This is a genomic window from Pseudomonas sp. NPDC089392 (assembly GCF_044749595.1).
Lineage (GTDB): Bacteria > Pseudomonadota > Gammaproteobacteria > Pseudomonadales > Pseudomonadaceae > Aquipseudomonas.
Map to the genome: position 1 here is coordinate 81,243 of NZ_JBIVIF010000007.1, position 21,458 is coordinate 102,700.

The following is a 21,458-nucleotide window of genomic DNA, read 5'->3' on the forward strand; positions in this document are numbered from 1 at the left end:
CGAACACCGGCAAAGCCGGTGCCATACAGCGTAAATGAGGCATATTGACGCAAGTCGCATTGCCATTAAGCGGGCCTGTCGCTACAGTGACGGCCCGTTTTTTGTTGCCTCGCTAACGAAATCATGACGCCCCTAGAACGATATCAAGCAGATCTGAAACGTCCCGACTTCTTCCATGACGCGGCGCAGGAAACTGCGGTGCGTCACCTGCAGCGCCTGTACGACGACCTGGTGCACGCGCAGAACAACAAGCCGGGCGTGTTCGGCAAGCTGTTCGGCAAGAAGGAGCAGACCCCGGTCAAGGGCCTGTATTTCTGGGGCGGGGTAGGGCGAGGCAAGACTTACCTGGTCGATACCTTTTACGAGGCGCTGCCGTTCAAGCAGAAGATGCGCACGCACTTCCACCGCTTCATGAAGCGTGTACACGAGGAAATGCGCACCCTCAAGGGCGAGAAGAACCCGCTGACCATCATCGCCAAGCGCTTCAGCGAAGAAGCCAAGGTGATCTGCTTCGACGAATTCTTCGTGTCGGACATTACCGATGCCATGATTCTTGGCACCCTGATGGAAGAGCTGTTCAAGAACGGCGTATCGCTGGTGGCTACGTCCAACATCGTGCCAGACGGCCTGTACAAGGACGGCCTGCAGCGCGCGCGCTTCCTGCCGGCCATCGCCATGATCAAGCAGTTCACCGACGTGGTGAACGTCGACAGCGGGGTCGACTACCGCTTGCGTCACCTGGAACAGGCAGAACTGTTCCACTTCCCGCTCAATGATGCGGCGCACCAGAGCATGCGCGCCAGCTTCAAGGCGCTGACCCCTGAGTGCACCCAGGCGGTCGAGAACGACGTGCTGATGATCGAGAACCGCCCGATCAATGCCCTGCGTACCTGCGACGACGTCGCCTGGTTCGACTTCCGTGCCCTGTGCGACGGGCCGCGCAGCCAGAACGACTACATCGAGCTGGGCAAGATCTTCCACGCCGTGCTGCTGAGCAACGTCGAGCAGATGAGCGTCACCACCGACGATATCGCCCGCCGCTTCATCAACATGGTGGACGAGTTCTACGACCGCAACGTCAAGCTGATCATCTCGGCCGAGGTGGAGCTCAAGGACCTGTATACCGGTGGGCGCCTGGCCTTCGAGTTCCAGCGCACCCTGAGCCGCTTGCTGGAGATGCAGTCGCACGAGTTCCTGTCGCGAGCGCACAAGCCTTAAGATCTTGGGGCCGCTCTGCGGCCCATCGCGGCACAAGGCCGCTCCCACATTGACCTGTGTATGCAGGCCTTTGTAGGAGCGGCCTTGTGCCGCGAATGGGCTGCAACGCAGCCCCAATAGCCCTCAAGCCTCCTGCATGAACTGCTGCCGATACTGGTTCGGCGACAACTCGGTATGCTGGCGGAACAACCGCGCAAAGAAACTGGCATCGTCGTAACCGACCTCATAACTGATGGTCTTGATGCTCTTGCGCGTGCTCGACAACAACCCCTTGGCCGTCTCGATGCGCAACCGTTGCAGGTAATGCAGCGGCTTGTCACCCGTAGCACCCTGGAAGCGGCGCATGAAGTTGCGAATGCTCATGCCATGGTTACGGGCCACGTCCTCGAAGCGGAACTTGTCGGCGAAGTGCTCCTCCAGCCAGTGCTGGATCTGCAGGATGATCAGGTCCTGGTGCAGCTTCTGCCCGCCAAAGCCCATGCGCCCCGGTGTGTAGTTGCGTTGCACTTCGTAGAGGATGTCGCGCGACACCGCACGGGCCACGTTGGCGCCGCAGAAACGCTCGATCAGGTAAATGTACAGATCGCAGGCCGAGGTGGCGCCGCCAGCGCAATAGATATTGTCGGCGTCGGTCAGGTGCTTGTCCTGGTTCAGGCGGATCTTCGGGAAGCGTTCGGCAAAGCTGGTGAAGAAGCGCCAGTAGGTGGTCGCCTCCTTGCCATCGAGCAGGCCTGACTCGGCCAGCCAGAACACGCCACTGGCCTCGGCGCACAGTACTGCGCCACGTGCATGCTGTTCACGCAGCCACGGTAGCACCTGTGGATAACGTTGCAGCAGGTTGTCGAAGTCTTCCCAGTAGGCCGGGAGGATGATCACGTCGGCGTCGTCCAGGCCGCCGTCGACCGGCAGCTGCACATTGCTGAAGCTGTCCACAGGCTGGCCGTCCGGGCTTACCAGGCGGATCTCGAACATGGGCTGCAGGCCCAGGCCCAGCTGCTTGCTGTAACGCAGGCTGGCGAGGTGGAAGAAGTCCTTGGCTTGCATCAAGGTCGAAGCGAACACCTTGTCAATGGCCAGGATGCTGACGCGCCGCAGCGACGCGGAGGGTTGGGTAAACATCATTGTCATTGTTCTTATAGGGTAGAGTGGTCAATCACCGGCTGGATCGTCTTATGTTTTTGGTCGGGCTGCAAGCTTCAAGCTTCAAGATAAAGCACGTCAGCATGCACGCTGCTCTGTCTTGTAGCTTGTAGCTTGTAGCTTGTAGCTTGTAGCTTGTAGCTTGTAGCTTTGATCAAGGCGCCGGGTTGGGTTGTTCTTGATGAATCGCCTCAATCGCCGCCAGCAGCTCGTCGCTCAGGTTCACTTCAAGGCTCGCCAGGTTGCTGTCCAGCTGCTCCAGGCTGGTCGCGCCAATGATGTTGCTGGTCACGAACGGCTGCCGGGTAACGAACGCCAGGGCCATCTGCGCCGGGTCCAGGCCGTGCTCCCGGGCCAGCTGCACATAACGGCTGCAGGCCGCCACTGTCTGCGGGTTGGAGTAACGTGCAAAGCGGCTGAACAGGGTCAGGCGCGCGTTGTCCGGCCGTGCACCGTTCTCGTACTTGCCCGACAGCATGCCGAACGCCAGCGGCGAATAGGCCAGCAAACCGCACTGTTCACGGATGGCCACTTCCGCCAGGCCCACCTCAAAGCTGCGGTTGAGCAGGTTGTACGGGTTCTGGATCGACACCGCCCGCGGCCAGCCACGGCTCTCGGCCAGTTGCAGGAACTTCATGGTGCCCCACGGCGTTTCGTTGGACAGGCCGACGTGGCGGATCTTGCCCGCGCGTACCTGCTCGTCGAGCACTTCGAGGGTTTCTTCCAGCGGGGTGAAGTGGTCTTGTGGCAGGTGCTGGTAGCCCAGCTTGCCGAAGAAGTTGGTACTGCGCTCTGGCCAGTGCAGCTGGTACAGGTCAATGCGGTCGGTCTGCAGGCGCTTGAGGCTCTCGTCCAGCGCCGCGACGATGTGCTGGCGGTTGTGCTTGAGCTGGCCGTCACGGATATGGCTGATGCCGTTGCCGGGGCCGGCAACCTTGCTGGCCAGGAGCCACTCGTCACGGTCACCATGGTCACGGAACCAGTTGCCGATGATGCGCTCGGTGGCAGCGTAGGTTTCCGGGCGGGGCGGCACCGGGTACATCTCGGCGGTGTCGATGAAGTTGACCCCGGCGGCCTTGGCCCGGGCAATCTGTTCGAAGGCCTCGGCCTGAACGTTCTGTTCGCCCCAGGTCATGGTGCCCAGGCACAGGGCGCTGACATTGAGGTCGGTACGGCCGAGCTGGCGGTATTCCATCGGTTAAACACTCCTTGGCTATAGAAGCCCATCAAAGCAGGTTGAAATTTTTCGTGCAATCTGGATAATTCAGCCCCTCTCCGCGTGGCGGAAGTGATGCACCATCACGCAGGAAGAACCCCGTCGAACATTGGCGTGCCCGACCCGAGCCCCCAAAAGCGTCTGTGTTCGGCTGCGCGCTTGCCCTTGGCAAGCTGTGCACTATCCAGTAAGATTCGCCGTCTATTTTTCGCTGGGCGGCCTCTGAGGCTTTAGAGAATGAAAACTTTTACTGCTAAACCGGAAACAGTAAAGCGCGAGTGGTTCGTAGTTGACGCCGCTGGCCAGACCCTGGGTCGTCTGGCTACCGAAATCGCTACCCGTCTGCGTGGCAAACACAAACCAGAATACACCCCTCACGTTGACACCGGCGACTACATCGTCGTTATCAACGCCGAGCAGGTTCGTGTGACTGGTGCCAAGTCTTCCGACAAAATGTACTACTCCCACTCCGGCTTCCCGGGCGGTATCAAGGAAATCAACTTCGAGAAGTTGATCGCCAAGGCCCCTGAGCGTGTTATCGAAACCGCGGTCAAAGGCATGCTGCCTAAGAACCCGCTGGGTCGCGACATGTACCGTAAGCTGAAAGTGTACGCGGGTGCTGCTCACCCACACACTGCTCAGCAGCCTCAAGAACTGAAGATCTAACGGGATAGTTCATTATGTCGGCGACTCAAAACTACGGCACTGGCCGTCGCAAGACCGCAACCGCTCGCGTATTCCTGCGTCCGGGTACTGGTAACATTTCCATCAACAACCGTTCTCTGGACGTGTTCTTCGGTCGCGAAACCGCTCGCATGGTTGTTCGCCAGCCGCTCGAGCTGACCGAAACCGTTGAGAAGTTCGACATCTACGTCACCGTTTCCGGTGGTGGTGTCAGCGGTCAGGCCGGTGCGATCCGTCACGGTATCACCCGCGCTCTGATGGAATACGACGAAACCCTGCGTGGCGCTCTGCGTCGTGCTGGCTACGTCACCCGCGACGCTCGTGAAGTTGAGCGTAAGAAAGTGGGTCTGCGTAAAGCGCGTAAGCGTCCTCAGTACTCCAAGCGTTAATACCGCTTCGGCAGTCGAAAAAAGCCCGGTTCCTTGGAACCGGGCTTTTTTTTTGGCTTGAACTAACCTGTCAGCATGTCGGTGGCCTCTAGTCGCATAGACGCAGATCAAGCAAAGCGCGGGTTGTCGCCCCTGGCCGGGGTAATCACCTTGTCAGTGTGTGGATTTGTTTCTTACCATGGCGGCCAATTTTTAGTGCCACTGACACAACCTAAGTACAAGCCTGGTTCAACAGGCCAAGCAAGCTGATGGGAGAGGACTGAATGAGCAATGACGGCGTCAACGCAGGCCGGCGCCGCTTCCTCGTAGCCGCGACATCCGTGGTCGGGGCAGCGGGGGCAGTGGGGGCTGCGGTACCGTTCGTAGGGTCATGGTTTCCCAGTGCCAAGGCGAAAGCCGCGGGTGCACCGGTGAAGGTCAATATTGCCAAAGTCGAGGCCGGGCAGCAGATGGTTGCCGAATGGCGTGGCCAGCCTGTGTTCATCGTACGACGAACGGACGAGATCCTTGGCAACCTGAAAAAAGTCGTCGGTGATCTGGCCGACCCCGAGTCCAAGGCCTCGGTGCAACCGACCTACGTCGATCCACAGGTTCGTTCGATCAAGCCGGAAATTCTCATCCTCGTCGGCCTGTGCACGCACCTGGGCTGCTCGCCCACCTTCCGCCCGGAAGTTGCACCTGCTGACCTTGGCCCGAAATGGGTAGGTGGCTATTTCTGCCCGTGCCACGGCTCCCACTACGACCTGGCTGGCCGTGTCTACAAGTCGCAGCCGGCGCCTCTCAATCTGCCCGTGCCACCGCACTCTTACGAGTCGGACGAGATTGTCGTCATCGGCGTCGACCAGGAGAAAGCATGATGAGCAAGTTCATGGACTGGATTGATGCTCGCTTCCCCGCCACCAAGATGTGGGAAGACCACCTGAGCAAGTATTACGCGCCCAAGAACTTCAACTTCCTGTACTTCTTCGGCTCCCTGGCACTGTTGGTGCTGGTCAATCAGATCGTCACCGGTGTGTGGCTGACCATGAGTTTCACGCCCTCGGCGGAAGAGGCGTTCGCCTCGGTCGAGTACATCATGCGTGACGTGGAATACGGCTGGATCCTGCGCTACCTGCACTCCACCGGTGCGTCGGCGTTCTTCATCGTGGTTTACCTGCACATGTTCCGCGGCCTGCTTTATGGCTCCTACCAGAAGCCACGCGAGCTGGTCTGGCTGTTCGGCATGCTGATCTACCTGGCGTTGATGGCCGAAGCTTTCATGGGCTACCTGCTGCCGTGGGGCCAGATGTCGTACTGGGGTGCCCAGGTGATCATCTCGCTGTTCGGTGCCATCCCGGTGATCGGCGGTGACCTGACCCAGTGGATTCGCGGTGACTACCTGATCTCGGGCATCACCCTGAACCGCTTCTTCGCTCTGCATGTGGTTGCCCTGCCCATCGTGATTCTCGGCCTGGTGGTGCTGCACATCCTCGCCCTGCACGAAGTGGGTTCGAACAACCCCGATGGCGTCGATATCAAGAAGAAAAAGGACGAAAACGGCATCCCGCTGGACGGCATTCCGTTCCATCCGTACTACACCGTGAAAGACATTGTCGGCGTGGTGGTGTTCCTGTTCGTGTTCTGCGCCGTGGTGTTCTTCTTCCCGGAAATGGGCGGTTACTTCCTGGAGAAACCGAACTTCGAGCAGGCCAACGCCTTCAAGACACCCGAGCACATCGCACCTGTGTGGTACTTCACGCCGTTCTACGCGATCTTGCGTGCGGTGCCTGACAAGCTGATGGGTGTGATTGCCATGGGTGCGGCGATTGCCGTGCTGTTCGTACTGCCCTGGCTCGACCGCAGCCCGGTGCGTTCCATGCGTTACAAGGGCTGGATTAGCAAGGTCTTCCTGCTGGTGTTCTGCGTGGCCTTCGTCATCCTCGGCGTGCTTGGCGTACTGGCGCCGACACCTGGGCGTACCTTGCTGTCGCAGGTGTGCACGGTGTTGTACTTCGCCTACTTCCTGCTGATGCCGTTCTACACAAGGCTCGAGAAGACCAAACCGGTTCCGGAAAGGGTGACTGGCTGATGAAAAAGTTGATTGCAGTATTTTTGCTGGCAGTGATGCCTGCCTTATCCTTCGCCGCCGAACACGGCCTGGAACTGGACAAGGCTGATATCGACCTGACCGACAAGGCCGCCATGCAGGACGGTGCGCGTACCTTTGCCAACTATTGCATGGGTTGCCACAGTGCCAAGTTCCAGCGTTACGAGCGGGTTGCCGATGACCTGGGTATCCCGCATGAGCTGATGCTCGAGAAGCTGGTGTTTACCGGTGCCAAGATCGGCGACCACATGCAGATCGGCATGAAGCCCAGTGACGCCAAGACCTGGTTCGGTGCTGCGCCGCCCGACCTGACCCTGGTGGCCCGGGTGCGCGGCACCGACTGGCTGTACACCTACCTGCGCAGCTTCTACGAGGACCCGTCGCGGCCTTACGGGGTGAATAACAAGGTGTTCCCGAACGTCGGCATGCCTAACGTGCTGGTTGGCCTGCAGGGTAACCAGGTGATTGGCTGCAAGCAGGTGCAGACCGTGACCGATGGCAAGAAGCAATTCGACCCGTTGACCGGCAGCCCGATTACCCATGAAGCCTGCGACCAGCTGACCATTACGCCGAAATCCGGTACCCTGACGACCGAGCAGTTCGACGAGAAGGTCAAGAACCTGGTGACCTTCCTGGCCTATTCGGCCAACCCGGTCAAACTGGAAAGCCAGCGCATCGGTACCTACGTGTTGCTGTACCTGGCTTTCTTCTTCGTATTCGCCTACTTGCTCAAGCGTGAATACTGGAAGGACGTGCACTGATCACGCAGTAGTTTCTGGTTGTTGAACGCGCCCGGGGCGCCCTGGCAGAAATGCTTGGGTGCCCCGGGCGCGTTTTCATTTAAAGTTGCACAAGCATCCCGTGCGAGGAGCCGCTACATGGGCGCAACCAACAGGTTAGCCTGCTATTCCGACCCCGCTGATCACTATTCCCATCGGGTTCGCCTGGTGCTGGCCGAGAAGGGCGTCAGCGTGCAGGTCATTGATGTCGACCCCGGCCGCCTGCCGCCCAAGTTGGTCGAGGTGAACCCTTACGGCAACGTGCCGACCCTGGTCGACCGTGACCTGGCGTTGTATGAATCGACCGTGGTGATGGAATACCTCGAGGAGCGTTACCCGCACCCGCCGCTGATGCCGGTGTACCCGGTTGCGCGCGGCAACAGCCGCTTGCTGATGCACCGCATCCAGCGTGACTGGTGCGCCTTGGCCGATACCGTGCTTGATTCGCGCAGCAGCGAGGCTGCTCGCGCTGAGGCGCGCAAGGCCTTGCGCGAAAGCCTGACCGGCGTTTCGCCACTGTTCAATGAATTCGCTTGCTTCATGAGCGAGGAGCAAAGCCTGGTCGATTGTTGTCTACTTCCAATACTCTGGCGTTTGCCGGTATTGGGTATCGAATTGCCGCGGCAAGCCAAGCCGCTGCTGGATTACATGGAGCGCCAGTTCGCCCGCGAGCCTTTCCAGGCGAGCTTGTCCTCCGTAGAACGTGAAATGCGCAAGCTTTAAGGAGCCGTTGATGAACTCCAGTCGCCCCTATCTGGTTCGAGCACTGTACGAGTGGATCGTCGACAACGATTGCACGCCCCACATGCTGGTCAATGCCGAATTCCCCAAGGTACAGGTGCCGGATGGTTTCGCCAGTGATGGCCAGATCGTCTTGAATATCTCGCCAAATGCCGTGCGCAGCCTGCACATGGACAACGAAGCGGTCAGCTTCGAGGGCCGCTTCGGTGGTGTGCCTCACTCGCTGTTCGTACCGGTTGGCGCCATCCTGGGCATCTATGCCCGCGAAAATGGTCAGGGCATGGTCTTTGAGCTGGAGCCGTCGGAGGATGGCGAAGACCTGGAAGACGATGATGTGCAGCCGGATGACGATGGCCCACCAGAGGGTGGTGGCCAGCCGCCACGCCCGACTGGCCGGCCAAGCCTGAAAGTGGTCAAGTAACAAAAAAGGCGATCCAGATGGATCGCCTTTTTCTTTGGGTGGGCTCTAAAAAAGTATTTCGGCTTGAAGGTGCTCGCCACGGCATTCTCTTTGCCTGTGAGACCGAGCGCCGCCCGCGCGGCGCTCGGTCTCACAGACGCTGAAAATTTCCAGGCGAACAATCAGTCGATGTATTCGAACAGCTTGACGATCTTCTGTACACCAGACACGCCCTGTACCACAGCAGTTGCCGAGTTGGCCTCTTGCTTGGTCACCAGGCCGAGCAGGTAGACGATACCGTTCTCGGTAATCACCTTGATGCGCGAGCTGGGCACGGAATTGTCCGTCAGCATTTGGGTCTTGATCTTGGTGGTCAGCCAGGCGTCGTTGTTACGCGCCAGGATGGAGGAGGGCTGCATCACCTGCAGCTCGTTGTGCACTTTCTTGACCCGCTGAACCTGGCTGGCGGTTTGCTCGGCGAGGCTCTTGAGGTCGGCGCGTGGGGTCTGGCCGGCCAGCAGGACGATGCCGTTGTAACTGCTGACAACGATGTGCGAGCCCTTGTCCAGGTCCGGGTTGGCCTTGGAAATGTTCACGGCGGCCTTGGTTTCGATCAGCGAGTCGTCGATCTTGCTGCCGATGGTGCGGGTACCGCGATCGTCCTCAATGGGCGAATTGCGGGTAGAGGTGAGTACCGAGCTGCAACCGGTGACGCTCAGGCACAGGGTCAGGGCCATCAGGCCGAGGCGCATAGGGGTCATTCTTCACTCCCGAACAGTTGGCTGTCGATCAGGTCGCACAGGCAGTGGATCGCCAGCAGGTGGACTTCCTGGATGCGCGCGGTAACCGTCGAAGGTACGCGGATTTCCACGTCTTCGGGCAGCAGCAGCGAAGCCATGCCGCCGCCGTCGCGACCCGTCATTGCTACGACAATCATTTCGCGGTCATGTGCGGCCTGGATCGCCTGGATCACGTTGGCCGAGTTGCCGCTGGTGGAGATCGCCAGCAGAACGTCGCCGGGCTGGCCCAGGGCGCGAATCTGCTTGGAAAAGACTTCGTTGTAGCTGTAGTCGTTGGCGATCGAGGTCAGGGTCGAGCTGTCGGTGGTCAGCGCAATGGCCGGCAGGCTCGGGCGTTCGCGCTCGAAGCGGTTGAGCAGCTCCGAGGAAAAGTGCTGGGCATCGCCGGCCGAGCCGCCATTGCCACAGGCGAGCATCTTGCCCTCATTGAGCAGCGCATTGACCATGACCAGGCTGGCCTGCTCGATGTGCGGTGCCAGGATGTCCATTGCCTGTTGCTTGGTTTCGATGCTGGCCTGGAACAGCCGGCGAATTCGGGATTGCATGTCCATCTGGTGACCTTAAGTGGGGCGGTGGCCTTTGCGGCGCGCAACAACGACCAGCCCGCGATACATAGAGCAAAAAAAACGAAGAGGGTTCAGCATTCGAAGGCGTTTTTCAGCCATTGAAGCGGTCTGCCTGCATGGTGGCTGCCCTGCAGGGCGACTACGTCGAAGCGGCAGGGGTGGTTGCCCCAGTGGGGCTCCTTTTGCAGGAACAGGCTGGCGGCGAGCACCAACCGTTTCTGCTTGCGCCCGTCGATACTGCCGAGGGCGCCACCGAAGGCCGCATGCAACCGGTAGCGGACTTCGATGAATACTACTGTATCGGCGTCGAGCATGACCAGATCAAGCTCACCGCCTTTGCATCGCCAGTTGCGCGCCAGCAGTTGCAGGCCCTGCCCTTGAAGGTATTCAAGGGCCTGGGTTTCTGCTGCCTGCCCGGCGCTGGTGGGCGACGCGGGTGCCATCAACGTGGGGTGTCAGGCAGGCGCTTGACCTGGCCGCCGGTGAACTCGGCCCATGGCAGCTGGCGCTCGACACGCTGGTTGGCGTTCATGCTCAGGCTGCCCGAAAGGCCCTGCACGCGGTTGCCCGGCAACGCTTTCAGCTGGCCCAGGCGCGGCGCCAGGCTGTAGGCATCGACGCCCATGGCGTACAGGCGGCCCAGGCTACCGGCGGCTTGTGGCCACTGTTGCACCACCTGCTGGCGCAGGTTGTTGCTGGTGTCCAGCAGCCACGGCGTTTCGCAGAAGCGGATGCCATTCATGTCGTTGTACTGGTTGACGTCACCGCTTGCGCTGTACAGGTTCGAGGTGGCGTAGACCGGAACGTCGCCGGCGTACTGGAAGTTCAGGGTCGGCTTGATCTGCTGCGCCTGTTGTGGGGTCGAGGCAAGGAAGATGAAGTCGATGTCCTGGCGGCGCGACGGTTGTGCGGCGATGCTGCCGCCTACCGTGCTTTGCAGGCTCTTGGCGCGGCCTTCGCTCTGGCGCAGCTGGAACAGGTCGGCAATCTGCTGGGCCAGGGCGACCGGCTGGGCGATGCGCTGGGCGGCGATCACGGTACCACCGTTGCCTTCCCAATCCTGACGGAAGGCGGCCAGCACACGGTCACCCCATTCGCCACTCGGTACCAGGGCCACGGCACGGACCATGCCGTCGGCGCGGGCGCGGCGGGCCACTTCGCGGGCTTCGTCTTCGGCTGCCAGGCCGAACTGGAACAGTTGCGGCGGGGCCTTTTGGCCGGCGTCGGCGTAGTTCAGGGCCAGGGTGGTGATCGGCAGTTGTGGTTTGGCGGCCAGCTGCTTCACCAGTGGTTTTTCCAGCGGGCCGATGACCAGCTGCACGCCAGCGGCCTGGGCCTGGCGATAGAAATCGTCGAGCGAGCCGATGCGCGAGCTGTCGAACACCTGCACCGCAGGCGCTGGCTGGCCGGCTTGCTGGGCCTGGAAGTGGGCGGCCATGAAGCCGTCGCGCAGGGCGCGGGCAACACCGGCCAGCGGGCCTTCCTGAGGCAGCAGCAGGGCGATCTTGGTCAGCGGCTGGCTGGCCAGTTCCTTGAGTTTGGTCAGTGCCAACGGCAGTTGCTGGGCAGCAGGGTGGTCCGGGTGCTGTTTGACCCAGGTTTCGATGGCCGCTTGCTGCTGCTCCAGGGTGCCGGCAGTTTTCACCGCGAGGGCCAGGCTGGTCCAGCCGGCCAGGGTCTGGTCGTTGCCAGGCTGCTGCAGTTGCTCTGCCGGCAGCGAGGCAACCAGGGCCCAGATGGCATCATTGTTGGCGCTGGCCGCCTGGCCGCTGAGCAGCGGGGCCAGCAGCACGCGCTGTTGCGCGGCAGCCATGGCCTGGCCGTCGGCTTCGAGGGCGGCGGCGTGCACGTTGTAGGTGCGCGCTTGCTGTTCTGGCGGCAGCTCGGCGACGCGCTGCAGGCTTGGGTGGGCCAGGGCAGTCAGGGCCGCCTTGGGCTGGTTGCGGCTCATGGCCAGCTCGGCGCTGAGGGTGCTGGCGAACACTTGCTGGGCCGGCTTGAGCGTGTCCATCGGGACCTGCTCGAGAATGCGTGCGGCGCGTGGGAAGTCCTTCTGCTTGTAGGCCAGGTCGGCCGCGCTCAGGCGCAGCAGGGCGGCGTCTTCGGCAGACTTGCTGGAAGCGGCCTTTTCGAGCAGTTGCTCGATGCTGGCGTCCGGGGTGCGCGGCAGCTCGCCCAGGCTGGATGAGGGCGAGCTGGCGCAGGCTGCCAGCAGGGCAGCGAGGCAGAGGGCTGTGAACAGCCGCAGGCAAGCGATCATGTAAAGGTCCTGTTACTCGATCAAGTTGGCCGGCAATTGTACCCAAGCACTGGCCGGGGCGCGATGTTGCCGTGTCGATCCTTCACTATAGGCGGCCTGCCGTTGATCGCCGGTGAAGTTCTTTGCGCCCTGTTGCAGGCGCTCGGGCTACAATGGCGCCTTTGATCCGAATGACAGGTGTGCGCAGTGACTGATGTGGCAGGGGCTTCGAAATCCACCGTGGGGACGCTGTATGTGGTGGCAACCCCCATCGGCAACCTCGACGACATGAGCGCCCGGGCGCTGAAGGTACTGGCTGACGTGGCCCTGATCGCCGCCGAAGATACCCGCCATTCCATCCGCCTGCTGCAGCACTTTGGCATTGATACGCCGCTGGCGGCTTGCCATGAGCACAACGAACGCGATGAGGGCGGGCGTTTCCTCACCAAGCTGCTGGCCGGCGAGAATGTGGCGCTGGTCTCCGATGCCGGCACGCCGCTGATTTCCGACCCGGGTTACCACCTGGTGCGCCAGGCGCGGGCCGCGGGCGTGAATGTGGTGCCGGTGCCGGGCGCCTGTGCCTTGATCGCGGCGCTGTCGGCAGCGGGCCTGCCGTCGGACCGTTTCATTTTCGAAGGCTTCCTGCCGGCCAAGCAGGCTGGGCGCCGGGCGCGACTGGAACAGGTGAAAGAAGAGCCGCGCACATTGATCTTCTACGAGGCCCCGCACCGTATTCTCGAATGCCTGGAAGACATGGAGGCGGTATTCGGTGGCGAGCGCCCGGCGCTGCTGGCGCGCGAGCTGACCAAAACCTTCGAGACCCTCAAGGGCCTGCCCCTGGCTGAACTGCGTGCGTTCGTGGCGGGTGACAGCAACCAGCAGCGCGGTGAATGCGTGGTGCTGGTCGGTGGCTGGAGTGCGCCCGAGGGGGAGCAGGCGATCAGCACCGAGGCAATGCGTGTGCTCGACTTGTTGCTGGCGGAGTTGCCGCTCAAGCGTGCGGCCGCATTGGCGGCGGAAATTACCGGCGTGCGCAAGAATCTTTTATATCAAGCGGCACTCGAAAAACAGAAGAGCGAGTAATGGCTAATTGATATACATTGAGCTATCACTTGTTCTTGAGCGCGTGTGCCGGTAACCTTGTCGGCGGAGAGTCGATCGGACAGTCGCTGCCTGTATTTTGTTCCGCACCTTGTGGAACAAAAACGGGGGGAGGAAAGTCCGGGCTCCATAGGGCAGAGTGCCAGGTAACGCCTGGGAGGCGCGAGCCTACGGAAAGTGCCACAGAAAATAACCGCCTAAGCACTTCGGTGCCGGTAAGGGTGAAAAGGTGCGGTAAGAGCGCACCGCACGGCTGGCAACAGTTCGTGGCTAGGTAAACCCCACTCGGAGCAAGACCAAATAGGGTTCCATCAGGCGTGGCCCGCGTCGGAACCGGGTAGGTTGCTAGAGGCGTCCAGTGATGGCCGTCGTAGAGGAATGACTGTCCTCGACAAAACCCGGCTTACAGATCGACTCTCCACCTTTCCCTCCTCTGCTTGATTCGATAGCAGATGCGCGCCGGTAATACCGAAAAAATCTTAATCTTGATAAATCACTTTAACTTCGAACTCCATTCGCTTGCGTGGGTTTGATTTTTCTCGTGTTTTTTTCCCGTCGGAAGTCATTCCGCATTCCGTTATCGCGCTAAATCTCGGTCCTGTAAGGCTTTTCCTTCCGAACGTGCCTTGACGGTGCTGCGGGCGGATTCCTATAGTGTGCGCAAGTGGCAGAAAGTGGGATGAAGTGGGTTTTCTGGCACAAAAAAGCTAACATTGTGGGGAATCGCAGCCGTGTTCCGCGGAGCCAACGCCGTCAGCCTCGATGCCAAGGGCCGTCTCGCCATGCCGAGCCGGTACCGCGACGAGCTCGATTCGCGTTGCAATGGTCAGCTGATCGTGACCATTGATGCCGTTGACCCTTGCTTGTGTGTTTATCCCCTCGATGAGTGGGAACAGATAGAAGCCAAGTTGCGTGCCTTGCCATCGTTGCGTGAGGAAAACCGCCGCCTGCAGCGTTTGCTGATCGGTAATGCGGTTGACCTGGAGCTCGATGGCAGTGGGCGTTTCCTGGTACCGCCCCGTCTGCGTGAGTACGCCAAACTCGACAAGAAGGCGATGCTGGTGGGGCAACTGAACAAATTCCAGCTGTGGGATGAGGATGCCTGGAACGCGGTTTCGGCAGCCGACCTTGCAGCTATTCAACAACCGGGCGCCATGCCCGACGAATTGCGTGACCTGATCCTGTGACCATAGATAGCGGCTTCAACCACATTACCGTCCTGCTCGATGAAGCTGTCGAGGCATTGGCCCTGCGCGCCGACGGTTGCTATCTGGACGGCACCTTCGGCCGTGGCGGGCACAGCCGGCTGATTCTCAGCAAGCTCGGGCCGCAAGGGCGGCTGCTGGGCTTCGACAAAGATCCACAGGCGATTGCCACGGGGCAAGCGCTGGCGGCCGAAGACGGCCGCTTTGTCATTGTGCAGCGCAGCTTTGCCGAGCTGGGTGCTGAAGTGGCCGAGCGCGGCCTGCACGGCAAGGTCAGCGGCGTGCTGCTGGACCTGGGCGTGTCCTCGCCGCAGCTGGATGACCCCGAGCGCGGCTTCAGCTTCCTCAATGATGGCCCGCTGGACATGCGCATGAACCCGGACAAGGGCATCAGTGCCGCCGAGTTCATCGCCACTGCGCCGGTGGAAGAAATTGCCCGCGTCTTCAAAGAGTACGGCGAGGAGCGCTTTGCCGGCCGCATGGCGCGTGCCGTGGTCGAACGCCGCGAGAAACAGCCGTTCACCCGTACCGCCGACCTGGCGGAAGTGCTCAAGGTGGCCAACCCTGCCTGGGAAAAGGGCAAGAACCCGGCTACCCGTGCCTTCCAGGGCCTGCGCATCCATGTCAACAACGAGCTGGGCGACCTTGAGCTTGGCCTTGAGGCTGCCCTGGATGCGCTCGAAGTCGGTGGTCGCCTGGCGGTGATCAGCTTCCACTCGCTGGAAGACCGTATCGTCAAGCTGTTCATGCGCAAGCTGGTCAAGGGCGAGGCCGACAACCTGCCGCGCAACCTGCCGGTACAGCACAAAGCCTTCGAACCGAAAATCAAGCTCATCGGCAAGGCCCAGTTCGCCTCCGAAGCCGAGCTCAAGGCCAACCCGCGGTCGCGTAGCGCCGTGATGCGTGTGGCGGAGAAGCTGCGGTGAGCAGGCTGTTTGCCAAACCCTTGCCAGGCGGAAGCTTCCTGATGCTTCTGCTGTTTGTCGCCGTGCTGATTTCGGCCATCGCCGTGTCCTACAGCGCGCACTGGAACCGTCAGCTGCTCAACACCCTGTACGGCGAGTTGAGCGAGCGTGACAAGGCCCAGGCCGAGTGGGGCCGGCTGATTCTCGAACAGAGCACCTGGACTGCCGCCAGCCGCATCGAAAGCCTGGCTGCCGAGCAGTTGAAGATGCGCGTGCCTTCGGCTGACGAAGTGCGGATGGTGGCGCCATGATGAAACTCGAAGGCGCACTCTACCCGTGGCGTTTCCGCGTGGTGATCGGCTTGCTGGCGATCATGGTCGGTGCCATCTGCTGGCGCATCATCGACCTGCAGGTGGTCGACCGTGCCTTCCTCAAGGGCCAGGGCGATGCGCGCAGCCTGCGTCACATTCCTATTCCGGCGCACCGCGGGTTGATCACCGACCGTAACGGTGAACCACTGGCGGTCAGCACCCCGGTCACCACCCTGTGGGCCAACCCCAAGGAAATGCAGGCTTCCAAGGAGCGCTGGCCGCAACTGGCAGCGGCGTTGGGGCAAAACCCGCAGCAACTGATCGAGCGCCTGAACCAGCAGGCCAGCAAAGAGTTCATCTACCTGGTCCGTGGCCTGACCCCGGAGCAGGGCCAGCACGTACTCGACCTGAAAGTGCCGGGTGTGTACGGCCTGGAAGAGTTCCGTCGCTTCTACCCGGCCGGTGATGTCACCGCGCACATGGTTGGCTTCACCGACCTTGATGACCACGGTCGTGAAGGGGTGGAACTGGCCTATGACGAGTGGCTGGCCGGTGTGCCCGGCAAGCGTCAGGTGATCAAGGACCGGCGCGGCCGGCTGATCAAGGACATCCAGGTAACCAAGAACGCCAAGGCCGGCAAGACCTTGGCGTTATCGATAGACCTGCGCCTGCAGTACCTGGCTACCCGCGAGCTGCGCAACGCCATTGCCGAACAGGACGCCAAGGCCGGCAGCCTGGTGATCATGGACGTCAAGACCGGTGAGGTTCTGGCCATGGTCAACCAGCCGACCTACAACCCCAACAACCGTCGCAGCATGTTCCCGGCAGCGATGCGCAACCGGGCGATCATCGACGTGTTCGAACCGGGCTCCACGGTCAAACCGATTTCCATGAGCGCAGCGCTGCAGAGTGGCCGCTGGAAGCCGAGCGACAAGGTCGAGGTGTACCCGGGCAGCCTGCAGATCGGCCGCTACACCATCAAGGACGTGTCGCGCAGCGAGGGCCCGATCCTCGACCTGACCGGCATCCTGATCAACTCCAGTAACGTTGGCATGAGCAAAATCGCCTTCGACATCGGCGGCGAGGCCATTTACCGGGTCATGTCCCAGGTCGGCCTGGGCCAGTACACCGGCCTTGGCTTCCCGGGCGAGCGCGTCGGCAACCTGCCTAACCACCGCGAGTGGCGCAAGGCCGAGACCGCGACGCTGTCCTATGGCTATGGCGTGTCGGTTACCGCCCTGCAGCTGGTGCATGCCTACGCGGCACTGGCCAACGACGGCAAGATGGTGCCACTGTCGATCATCAAGGTCGACAAGGCCCCGGAAGCCGTGCAGGCCATTCCGAAGGAAACCGCCGAAACCGTCCAGGGCATGCTGCAGCAGGTGATCGAAGCACCGCGCGGCGTGTTCCGTGCGCAGGTGCCGTTCTACCACGTGGCCGGCAAGTCCGGTACCGCGCGTAAGGCCACCGTAGGTTCCAAGGGTTACACCGAAAACGCCTACCGCTCGCTGTTCGCCGGCTTTGGGCCGATGAGCGACCCGCGCTACGCGATCGTCGTGGTCATCGACGAGCCGGGCAAGGGCGGCTACTTCGGTGGCCTGGTTTCGGCGCCGGTGTTCAGCAAGGTCATGTCGGGCACCCTGCGCCTGATGAACGTGCCGCCAGACAATCTGCCGCCACCAGCAGCACCGGCACCCGCCGGGCAATCGCAAGTCAATGCAGCAGCCGCCAAAGGAGGGCGCGGATAATGACAATGCCATTGGGCAAACTTTTTGCCCACGCCAGCCGTGACCCGCTGATCCGTGAGCTGACTTTGGACAGCCGCAATGTGCGCCCGGGCGACCTGTTCCTGGCCGTGCCGGGGGCCAAGGTCGATGGCCGCGAGCATATCGCCGATGCCCTGGCCCGTGGCGCTGCCGCCGTGGCTTATGAAAAGCAGGGCGCCAACGTGCTGCCGCTGACTGATGTGCCGCTGATTCCGGTCAAGGGCCTGATTGCCCAGCTGTCGGATATCGCTGGGCGCTTCTATGGCGAGCCTAGCCGCCAGTTGAACCTGGTCGGTGTGACCGGCACCAACGGCAAGACCAGCGTCACCCAGCTGGTGGCCCAGGCGCTGGATATCCTCGGCCAGCGTTGTGGCCTGATCGGCACCTTGGGTACCGGTTTCTATGGCGAGCTGCAGAGCGGTCGCCTGACTACGCCAGACCCGATTGCCGTGCAATCGACCCTTTACGACCTGAAAAAACAGGGCGCCAAGGCCGTGGCGATGGAGGTGTCCTCCCACGCCCTGGAACAAGGCCGTGTTGCCGCGCTGGCGTTCGACATCGCGGTCATGACCAACCTGTCCCGCGATCACCTGGACTACCACGGCAGCATGCAGGCCTACGAGGCCGCCAAGGCCAAGCTGTTTGCCTGGCCGAACCTGCGTTGCCAGGTGGTCAACCTGGATGATGACTTCGGTCGTCGCCTGGCAGTCGACTTTGCCCGCCGCCCGAGTGTCGATCTTATCGAGACCCGGCTGCTCAGCTATAGCCTGGAGAACCCGGAAGCCTCGTTGTTCTGTCGCGAAGCGGTATTCAGCGACGATGGCGTGCGCGCCACGCTGGTCACCGCCCAGGGTGAACACATCCTGCGCAGCCAGCTGCTTGGCCGCTTCAACCTGAGCAACATGCTTGCCGCCGTCGCGACCCTGCTGGCACTGGATTATGCGTTGGACGAGATCCTCAAGGTCACTGCAAAACTGCAAGGTCCGGTAGGCCGCATGCAGCGTTTGGGTGGTGGCGACAAGCCACTGGTGGTAGTCGATTACGCGCACACCCCGGACGCCCTGGACAAAGTGCTCGAAGCCCTGCGCCCGCACGCCCACGGCAAGCTGCTGTGCCTGTTTGGCTGCGGCGGCGACCGTGACCGCGGCAAGCGCCCGCTGATGGCCGAAGTGGCCGAGCGCCTGGCCGACCGCGTGCTGGTCACCGACGACAACCCACGGACCGAAGACCCGCTACGCATCTTCGACGACATCCGTCCGGGTTTCGCCAAGCCTGGCGAGGTCGAGTTCGTCGCCGGTCGTGGTGAGGCCATCGCACACCTGATCGCCACCGCCGCTGCCAACGATGTGATCGTGCTGGCCGGCAAGGGGCACGAGGATTACCAGGAGATCAATGGCGAGCGCCATGACTTCTCCGATCTGATCGAAGCCGAAAAGGCACTTGCAGCCTGGGAGGCGCCACATGCTTAAACCGCTGTCACTCAGCCAGCTGACCACAGCACTGAGTGGTCAACAAATCGGCGCCGATGCCACCTTCACCGGTGTCAGCATCGACAGCCGCAGCGTCAGCGCCGGGCAACTGTTCGTCGCCCTGGCCGGCCCGCGTTTCGATGGCCACGACTACCTGGCTGATGTAAAAGCCAAGGGCGCTGTCGCGGCCCTGGTCGAGCGTGAAGTCGCCGATGTCGACCTGCCGCAGCTGCTGGTTGCCGATTGCCGCCTGGCCCTGGGCCAGCTCGGTGCACTGAACCGCGCCGCCTACGACAAGCCGGTGGTGGCCATTACCGGTTCCAGCGGCAAGACCACGGTCAAGGAAATGCTCGCCAGCATCCTGCGCACCCGTGGCCTGGTGCACGCCACCCGCGGCAACCTGAACAACGACCTCGGCGCACCGCTGACCCTGCTGGAGATCGCCCCGGAGCACAGCGCCGCAGTGATCGAGCTGGGCGCTTCGCGCATTGGCGAAATCCGCTACACCGTCGGCCTGACCCTGCCGCAGGTGGTCATCATCAACAACGCCGGTACCGCGCATGTGGGTGAGTTCGGTGGCCCGGAGAAGATCGTCGAGGCCAAGGGCGAGATTCTTGAAGGCCTGGGCGAGGGCGGTATCGCCATCCTCAACCTTGACGACAAAGCCTTCGCCATCTGGAAGGCCCGTGCCGGTGCGCACCAGGTCATCAGTTTCGCGCGCAGCAACAACAAGGCCGATTTCTACGCCACAGACATCGGTCGCGATGCCCGTGGTTGCCCATCGTTCAAGCTGCATGGCGCCGGTGAAGCGGTAGACGTGCAGCTCAATGTGCTGGGTGAGCACAACGTCAGCAACGCCCTGGCCGCCGCCGCCGCTGCGCATGCCGTTGGTCTGAGCCTGAGCGGCATTGCCGCCGGCCTGGCTGCCGTGCAACCGGTCAAGGGCCGTACCGTGGCGCAAATCGCGCCGAACGGTGTGCGGGTGATCGACGATAGTTACAACGCAAATCCCACCTCCATGTGCGCGGCCATTGATATACTCGCCGGCTTTTCCGGGCGCACCGTCCTGGTGCTTGGGGATATCGGCGAACTGGGGCAATGGGCGGAAGAAGGCCACCGTCAGGTGGGTGACTACGCGCGTGGCAAGGTCGACGCCCTGTACGCAGTGGGTTCCAACATGACACATGCGGTCAAGGCGTTCGGCGCCAATGGCCGCCATTTCGCAACTCAAGCTGAGCTGATCGACGCGGTTAGCGCCGAGAATGCCAGCGACACCACTATCTTGATCAAGGGCTCGCGCAGCGCTGCGATGGAAAACGTCGTGGCGGCATTGTGCGGTGCCAGCGGGGAGAAACATTAATGCTGCTGCTGTTGGCCGAGTATCTGCAACAGTTCCACAAAGGCTTCGCGGTCTTCCAGTACCTGTCCCTGCGCGGGATTCTTGGTGTACTGACCGCGTTGTCCCTGGCGCTGTGGCTGGGGCCGTGGATGATCCGTACCCTGCAAATTCGCCAGATCGGCCAGGCCGTGCGTAACGACGGCCCGCAATCGCACCTGTCCAAGTCCGGCACGCCGACCATGGGTGGCGCGCTGATCCTGTCGGCCATCGCCGTCAGCACCCTGCTGTGGGCCGACCTGAGCAACCGCTATGTCTGGGTGGTGTTGATCGTTACCCTGGCGTTCGGTGCCATCGGCTGGGTCGACGACTACCGCAAGGTGATCGAAAAGAACTCCCGTGGCCTGCCAAGCCGCTGGAAGTACTTCTGGCAGTCGGTATTTGGCCTGGCTGCGGCGGTGTTCCTTTACAAGACTGCGCCGACCAGCGTCGAGACCACGCTGATCCTGCCGTTCATCAAGGACGTCACCATTCCGCTGGGCGTCGGTTTCGTCGTGCTGACCTACTTCGTCATCGTCGGCTCCAGCAACGCGGTCAACCTCACCGATGGCCTCGACGGCCTGGCGATTATGCCGACGGTAATGGTCGGCGGCGCGCTGGGCATCTTCTGCTACCTGTCGGGTAACGTGAAGTTCGCCGAATACCTGCTGATTCCTTACGTGCCGGGCTCAGGCGAGTTGATCGTGTTCTGCGGCGCGCTGATCGGTGCCGGCCTGGGCTTCTTGTGGTTCAACACCTACCCGGCGCAAGTATTCATGGGTGACGTCGGCGCGCTGGCGCTGGGTGCCGCACTGGGCACCATCGCGGTGATCGTGCGCCAGGAAATCGTCCTGTTCATCATGGGCGGCATCTTCGTCGTGGAAACCCTGTCGGTGGTGATCCAGGTCGCCTCCTTCAAATTGACCGGCAAGCGCGTGTTCCGCATGGCGCCGATCCACCACCACTTTGAACTCAAGGGCTGGCCAGAGCCACGGGTGATCGTCCGCTTCTGGATCATCACCGTGATCCTGGTGCTGATCGGCCTTGCAACCCTGAAACTGAGGTAGA

Annotated in this window: 22 protein-coding genes and 1 other RNA gene; 17 read left to right on the forward strand and 6 right to left on the reverse strand. The window is 61.7% G+C overall.

Going from position 1 to position 21,458, the window contains the following annotated elements; all coding sequences use genetic code 11:
* Nucleotides 1-123: 123 nt before the first annotated feature.
* Nucleotides 124-1,218: a cell division protein ZapE gene (zapE, locus tag ACIP1G_RS09235; protein ID WP_400735711.1), complete on the forward strand. Its 1,095-nt coding sequence runs from the start codon at nt 124-126 to the stop codon at nt 1,216-1,218.
* A 123-nt stretch (nt 1,219-1,341) separates the two neighbouring features.
* Here the strand turns inward: zapE and ACIP1G_RS09240 are convergent, their stop codons facing one another.
* Together ACIP1G_RS09240 and ACIP1G_RS09245 are read right to left on the reverse strand one after the other, a co-directional pair.
* A complete protein-coding gene (locus tag ACIP1G_RS09240; protein WP_400735959.1) occupies nt 1,342-2,262 on the reverse strand; it encodes a GlxA family transcriptional regulator in 921 nt (306 codons plus the stop codon).
* 250 nt (nt 2,263-2,512) lie between these two features.
* Nucleotides 2,513-3,553 carry an NADP(H)-dependent aldo-keto reductase gene (locus ACIP1G_RS09245; protein ID WP_400735714.1) on the reverse strand — a complete coding sequence of 347 codons (1,041 nt, stop codon included), beginning with the start codon at nt 3,551-3,553 and terminating at the stop codon, nt 2,513-2,515.
* 258 nt (nt 3,554-3,811) lie between these two features.
* On the opposite strand from ACIP1G_RS09245, the gene rplM reads away from it, so the two are divergent.
* The 7 genes from rplM (at nt 3,812) to ACIP1G_RS09280 (ending at nt 8,674) form a co-directional block, all read left to right on the forward strand.
* Nucleotides 3,812-4,240 (forward strand): 50S ribosomal protein L13, encoded by a 429-nt coding sequence (gene rplM, locus ACIP1G_RS09250; RefSeq protein ID WP_003251819.1) that lies wholly within the window; start codon nt 3,812-3,814, stop codon nt 4,238-4,240.
* A 14-nt stretch (nt 4,241-4,254) separates the two neighbouring features.
* Nucleotides 4,255-4,647 (forward strand): 30S ribosomal protein S9, encoded by a 393-nt coding sequence (gene rpsI, locus ACIP1G_RS09255; protein ID WP_003260797.1) that lies wholly within the window; start codon nt 4,255-4,257, stop codon nt 4,645-4,647.
* Nucleotides 4,648-4,910: 263 nt separating this feature from the next.
* Nucleotides 4,911-5,504, forward strand: coding sequence for a ubiquinol-cytochrome c reductase iron-sulfur subunit (petA, locus tag ACIP1G_RS09260; RefSeq protein ID WP_400735717.1), 594 nt, complete (start codon nt 4,911-4,913; stop codon nt 5,502-5,504).
* The gene (locus ACIP1G_RS09265; RefSeq protein WP_266031885.1) at nt 5,504-6,715 is read left to right on the forward strand and encodes a cytochrome bc complex cytochrome b subunit; all 1,212 of its coding nucleotides are present in this window, start codon (nt 5,504-5,506) and stop codon (nt 6,713-6,715) included. The genes petA and ACIP1G_RS09265 overlap by 1 nt, the downstream gene beginning before the upstream one ends.
* A complete protein-coding gene (locus ACIP1G_RS09270) occupies nt 6,715-7,494 on the forward strand; it encodes a cytochrome c1 (RefSeq protein ID WP_400735720.1) in 780 nt (259 codons plus the stop codon). The genes ACIP1G_RS09265 and ACIP1G_RS09270 overlap by 1 nt, the downstream gene beginning before the upstream one ends.
* Before the next feature lie 117 nt (nt 7,495-7,611).
* Entirely contained in the window at nt 7,612-8,235 is a 624-nt protein-coding gene (locus ACIP1G_RS09275) for a glutathione S-transferase N-terminal domain-containing protein (RefSeq protein ID WP_400735722.1), read from the forward strand.
* Between the two features lie 10 nt (nt 8,236-8,245).
* Nucleotides 8,246-8,674 carry a ClpXP protease specificity-enhancing factor gene (locus tag ACIP1G_RS09280; RefSeq protein WP_400735725.1) on the forward strand — a complete coding sequence of 143 codons (429 nt, stop codon included), beginning with the start codon at nt 8,246-8,248 and terminating at the stop codon, nt 8,672-8,674.
* A 161-nt stretch (nt 8,675-8,835) separates the two neighbouring features.
* Here ACIP1G_RS09280 and ACIP1G_RS09285 read toward each other — a convergent pair whose 3' ends face one another.
* The 4 genes from ACIP1G_RS09285 to ACIP1G_RS09300 form a co-directional block, all read right to left on the reverse strand.
* Nucleotides 8,836-9,414, reverse strand: coding sequence for a BON domain-containing protein (locus ACIP1G_RS09285; protein WP_400735728.1), 579 nt, complete (start codon nt 9,412-9,414; stop codon nt 8,836-8,838).
* Entirely contained in the window at nt 9,411-10,004 is a 594-nt protein-coding gene (locus ACIP1G_RS09290; RefSeq protein ID WP_029887793.1) for a phosphoheptose isomerase, read from the reverse strand. Before ACIP1G_RS09290 ends, ACIP1G_RS09285 begins: the two co-directional genes overlap by 4 nt.
* Nucleotides 10,005-10,090: 86 nt before the next feature.
* Nucleotides 10,091-10,462 (reverse strand): YraN family protein, encoded by a 372-nt coding sequence (locus ACIP1G_RS09295; RefSeq protein WP_400735731.1) that lies wholly within the window; start codon nt 10,460-10,462, stop codon nt 10,091-10,093.
* Entirely contained in the window at nt 10,462-12,279 is a 1,818-nt protein-coding gene (locus ACIP1G_RS09300; RefSeq protein WP_400735734.1) for a penicillin-binding protein activator, read from the reverse strand. Before ACIP1G_RS09300 ends, ACIP1G_RS09295 begins: the two co-directional genes overlap by 1 nt.
* A 186-nt stretch (nt 12,280-12,465) precedes the next feature.
* Here ACIP1G_RS09300 and rsmI point away from each other — a divergent pair, with 186 nt between their 5' ends.
* From rsmI to mraY, 9 genes are all read left to right on the forward strand, one after another.
* Nucleotides 12,466-13,341, forward strand: a complete 876-nt coding sequence (gene rsmI, locus ACIP1G_RS09305; RefSeq protein WP_400735736.1) for a 16S rRNA (cytidine(1402)-2'-O)-methyltransferase — start codon at nt 12,466-12,468, stop codon at nt 13,339-13,341.
* 67 nt (nt 13,342-13,408) lie between these two features.
* An RNA gene (rnpB, locus tag ACIP1G_RS09310) (RNase P RNA component class A) lies at nt 13,409-13,781 on the forward strand.
* A gap of 309 nt (nt 13,782-14,090) precedes the next feature.
* The gene (mraZ, locus tag ACIP1G_RS09315; RefSeq protein WP_004575120.1) at nt 14,091-14,546 is read left to right on the forward strand and encodes a division/cell wall cluster transcriptional repressor MraZ; all 456 of its coding nucleotides are present in this window, start codon (nt 14,091-14,093) and stop codon (nt 14,544-14,546) included.
* Nucleotides 14,543-15,490: a 16S rRNA (cytosine(1402)-N(4))-methyltransferase RsmH gene (rsmH, locus tag ACIP1G_RS09320; RefSeq protein ID WP_400735739.1), complete on the forward strand. Its 948-nt coding sequence runs from the start codon at nt 14,543-14,545 to the stop codon at nt 15,488-15,490. Before mraZ ends, rsmH begins: the two co-directional genes overlap by 4 nt.
* Nucleotides 15,487-15,780 carry a cell division protein FtsL gene (ftsL, locus tag ACIP1G_RS09325; protein WP_400735742.1) on the forward strand — a complete coding sequence of 98 codons (294 nt, stop codon included), beginning with the start codon at nt 15,487-15,489 and terminating at the stop codon, nt 15,778-15,780. The genes rsmH and ftsL overlap by 4 nt, the downstream gene beginning before the upstream one ends.
* Nucleotides 15,780-17,528: a peptidoglycan D,D-transpeptidase FtsI family protein gene (locus ACIP1G_RS09330; protein WP_400735962.1), complete on the forward strand. Its 1,749-nt coding sequence runs from the start codon at nt 15,780-15,782 to the stop codon at nt 17,526-17,528. The genes ftsL and ACIP1G_RS09330 overlap by 1 nt, the downstream gene beginning before the upstream one ends.
* Nucleotides 17,528-19,015 carry a UDP-N-acetylmuramoyl-L-alanyl-D-glutamate--2,6-diaminopimelate ligase gene (locus tag ACIP1G_RS09335; RefSeq protein ID WP_400735745.1) on the forward strand — a complete coding sequence of 496 codons (1,488 nt, stop codon included), beginning with the start codon at nt 17,528-17,530 and terminating at the stop codon, nt 19,013-19,015. Before ACIP1G_RS09330 ends, ACIP1G_RS09335 begins: the two co-directional genes overlap by 1 nt.
* The gene (gene murF, locus ACIP1G_RS09340; protein ID WP_400735748.1) at nt 19,008-20,375 is read left to right on the forward strand and encodes a UDP-N-acetylmuramoyl-tripeptide--D-alanyl-D-alanine ligase; all 1,368 of its coding nucleotides are present in this window, start codon (nt 19,008-19,010) and stop codon (nt 20,373-20,375) included. Before ACIP1G_RS09335 ends, murF begins: the two co-directional genes overlap by 8 nt.
* On the forward strand, nt 20,375-21,457 hold the full coding sequence (gene mraY / locus ACIP1G_RS09345) for a phospho-N-acetylmuramoyl-pentapeptide-transferase (protein WP_003251852.1): 1,083 nt from the start codon (nt 20,375-20,377) through the stop codon (nt 21,455-21,457). Before murF ends, mraY begins: the two co-directional genes overlap by 1 nt.
* Nucleotide 21,458: the final 1 nt, after the last annotated feature.

Coding starts and splice junctions, on each gene's coding strand:
- zapE (WP_400735711.1), top strand. CDS start 124: ATGACGCCCCTAGAACGATATCAAGCAGATCTGAAACGTCCCGACTTC.
- ACIP1G_RS09240 (WP_400735959.1), bottom strand. CDS start 2,262: ATGCAAGCCAAGGACTTCTTCCACCTCGCCAGCCTGCGTTACAGCAAG.
- ACIP1G_RS09245 (WP_400735714.1), bottom strand. CDS start 3,553: ATGGAATACCGCCAGCTCGGCCGTACCGACCTCAATGTCAGCGCCCTG.
- rplM (WP_003251819.1), top strand. CDS start 3,812: ATGAAAACTTTTACTGCTAAACCGGAAACAGTAAAGCGCGAGTGGTTC.
- rpsI (WP_003260797.1), top strand. CDS start 4,255: ATGTCGGCGACTCAAAACTACGGCACTGGCCGTCGCAAGACCGCAACC.
- petA (WP_400735717.1), top strand. CDS start 4,911: ATGAGCAATGACGGCGTCAACGCAGGCCGGCGCCGCTTCCTCGTAGCC.
- ACIP1G_RS09265 (WP_266031885.1), top strand. CDS start 5,504: ATGAGCAAGTTCATGGACTGGATTGATGCTCGCTTCCCCGCCACCAAG.
- ACIP1G_RS09270 (WP_400735720.1), top strand. CDS start 6,715: ATGAAAAAGTTGATTGCAGTATTTTTGCTGGCAGTGATGCCTGCCTTA.
- ACIP1G_RS09275 (WP_400735722.1), top strand. CDS start 7,612: ATGGGCGCAACCAACAGGTTAGCCTGCTATTCCGACCCCGCTGATCAC.
- ACIP1G_RS09280 (WP_400735725.1), top strand. CDS start 8,246: ATGAACTCCAGTCGCCCCTATCTGGTTCGAGCACTGTACGAGTGGATC.
- ACIP1G_RS09285 (WP_400735728.1), bottom strand. CDS start 9,414: ATGACCCCTATGCGCCTCGGCCTGATGGCCCTGACCCTGTGCCTGAGC.
- ACIP1G_RS09290 (WP_029887793.1), bottom strand. CDS start 10,004: ATGGACATGCAATCCCGAATTCGCCGGCTGTTCCAGGCCAGCATCGAA.
- ACIP1G_RS09295 (WP_400735731.1), bottom strand. CDS start 10,462: ATGGCACCCGCGTCGCCCACCAGCGCCGGGCAGGCAGCAGAAACCCAG.
- ACIP1G_RS09300 (WP_400735734.1), bottom strand. CDS start 12,279: ATGATCGCTTGCCTGCGGCTGTTCACAGCCCTCTGCCTCGCTGCCCTG.
- ACIP1G_RS09330 (WP_400735962.1), top strand. CDS start 15,780: ATGAAACTCGAAGGCGCACTCTACCCGTGGCGTTTCCGCGTGGTGATC.
- ACIP1G_RS09335 (WP_400735745.1), top strand. CDS start 17,528: ATGACAATGCCATTGGGCAAACTTTTTGCCCACGCCAGCCGTGACCCG.
- murF (WP_400735748.1), top strand. CDS start 19,008: ATGCTTAAACCGCTGTCACTCAGCCAGCTGACCACAGCACTGAGTGGT.
- mraY (WP_003251852.1), top strand. CDS start 20,375: ATGCTGCTGCTGTTGGCCGAGTATCTGCAACAGTTCCACAAAGGCTTC.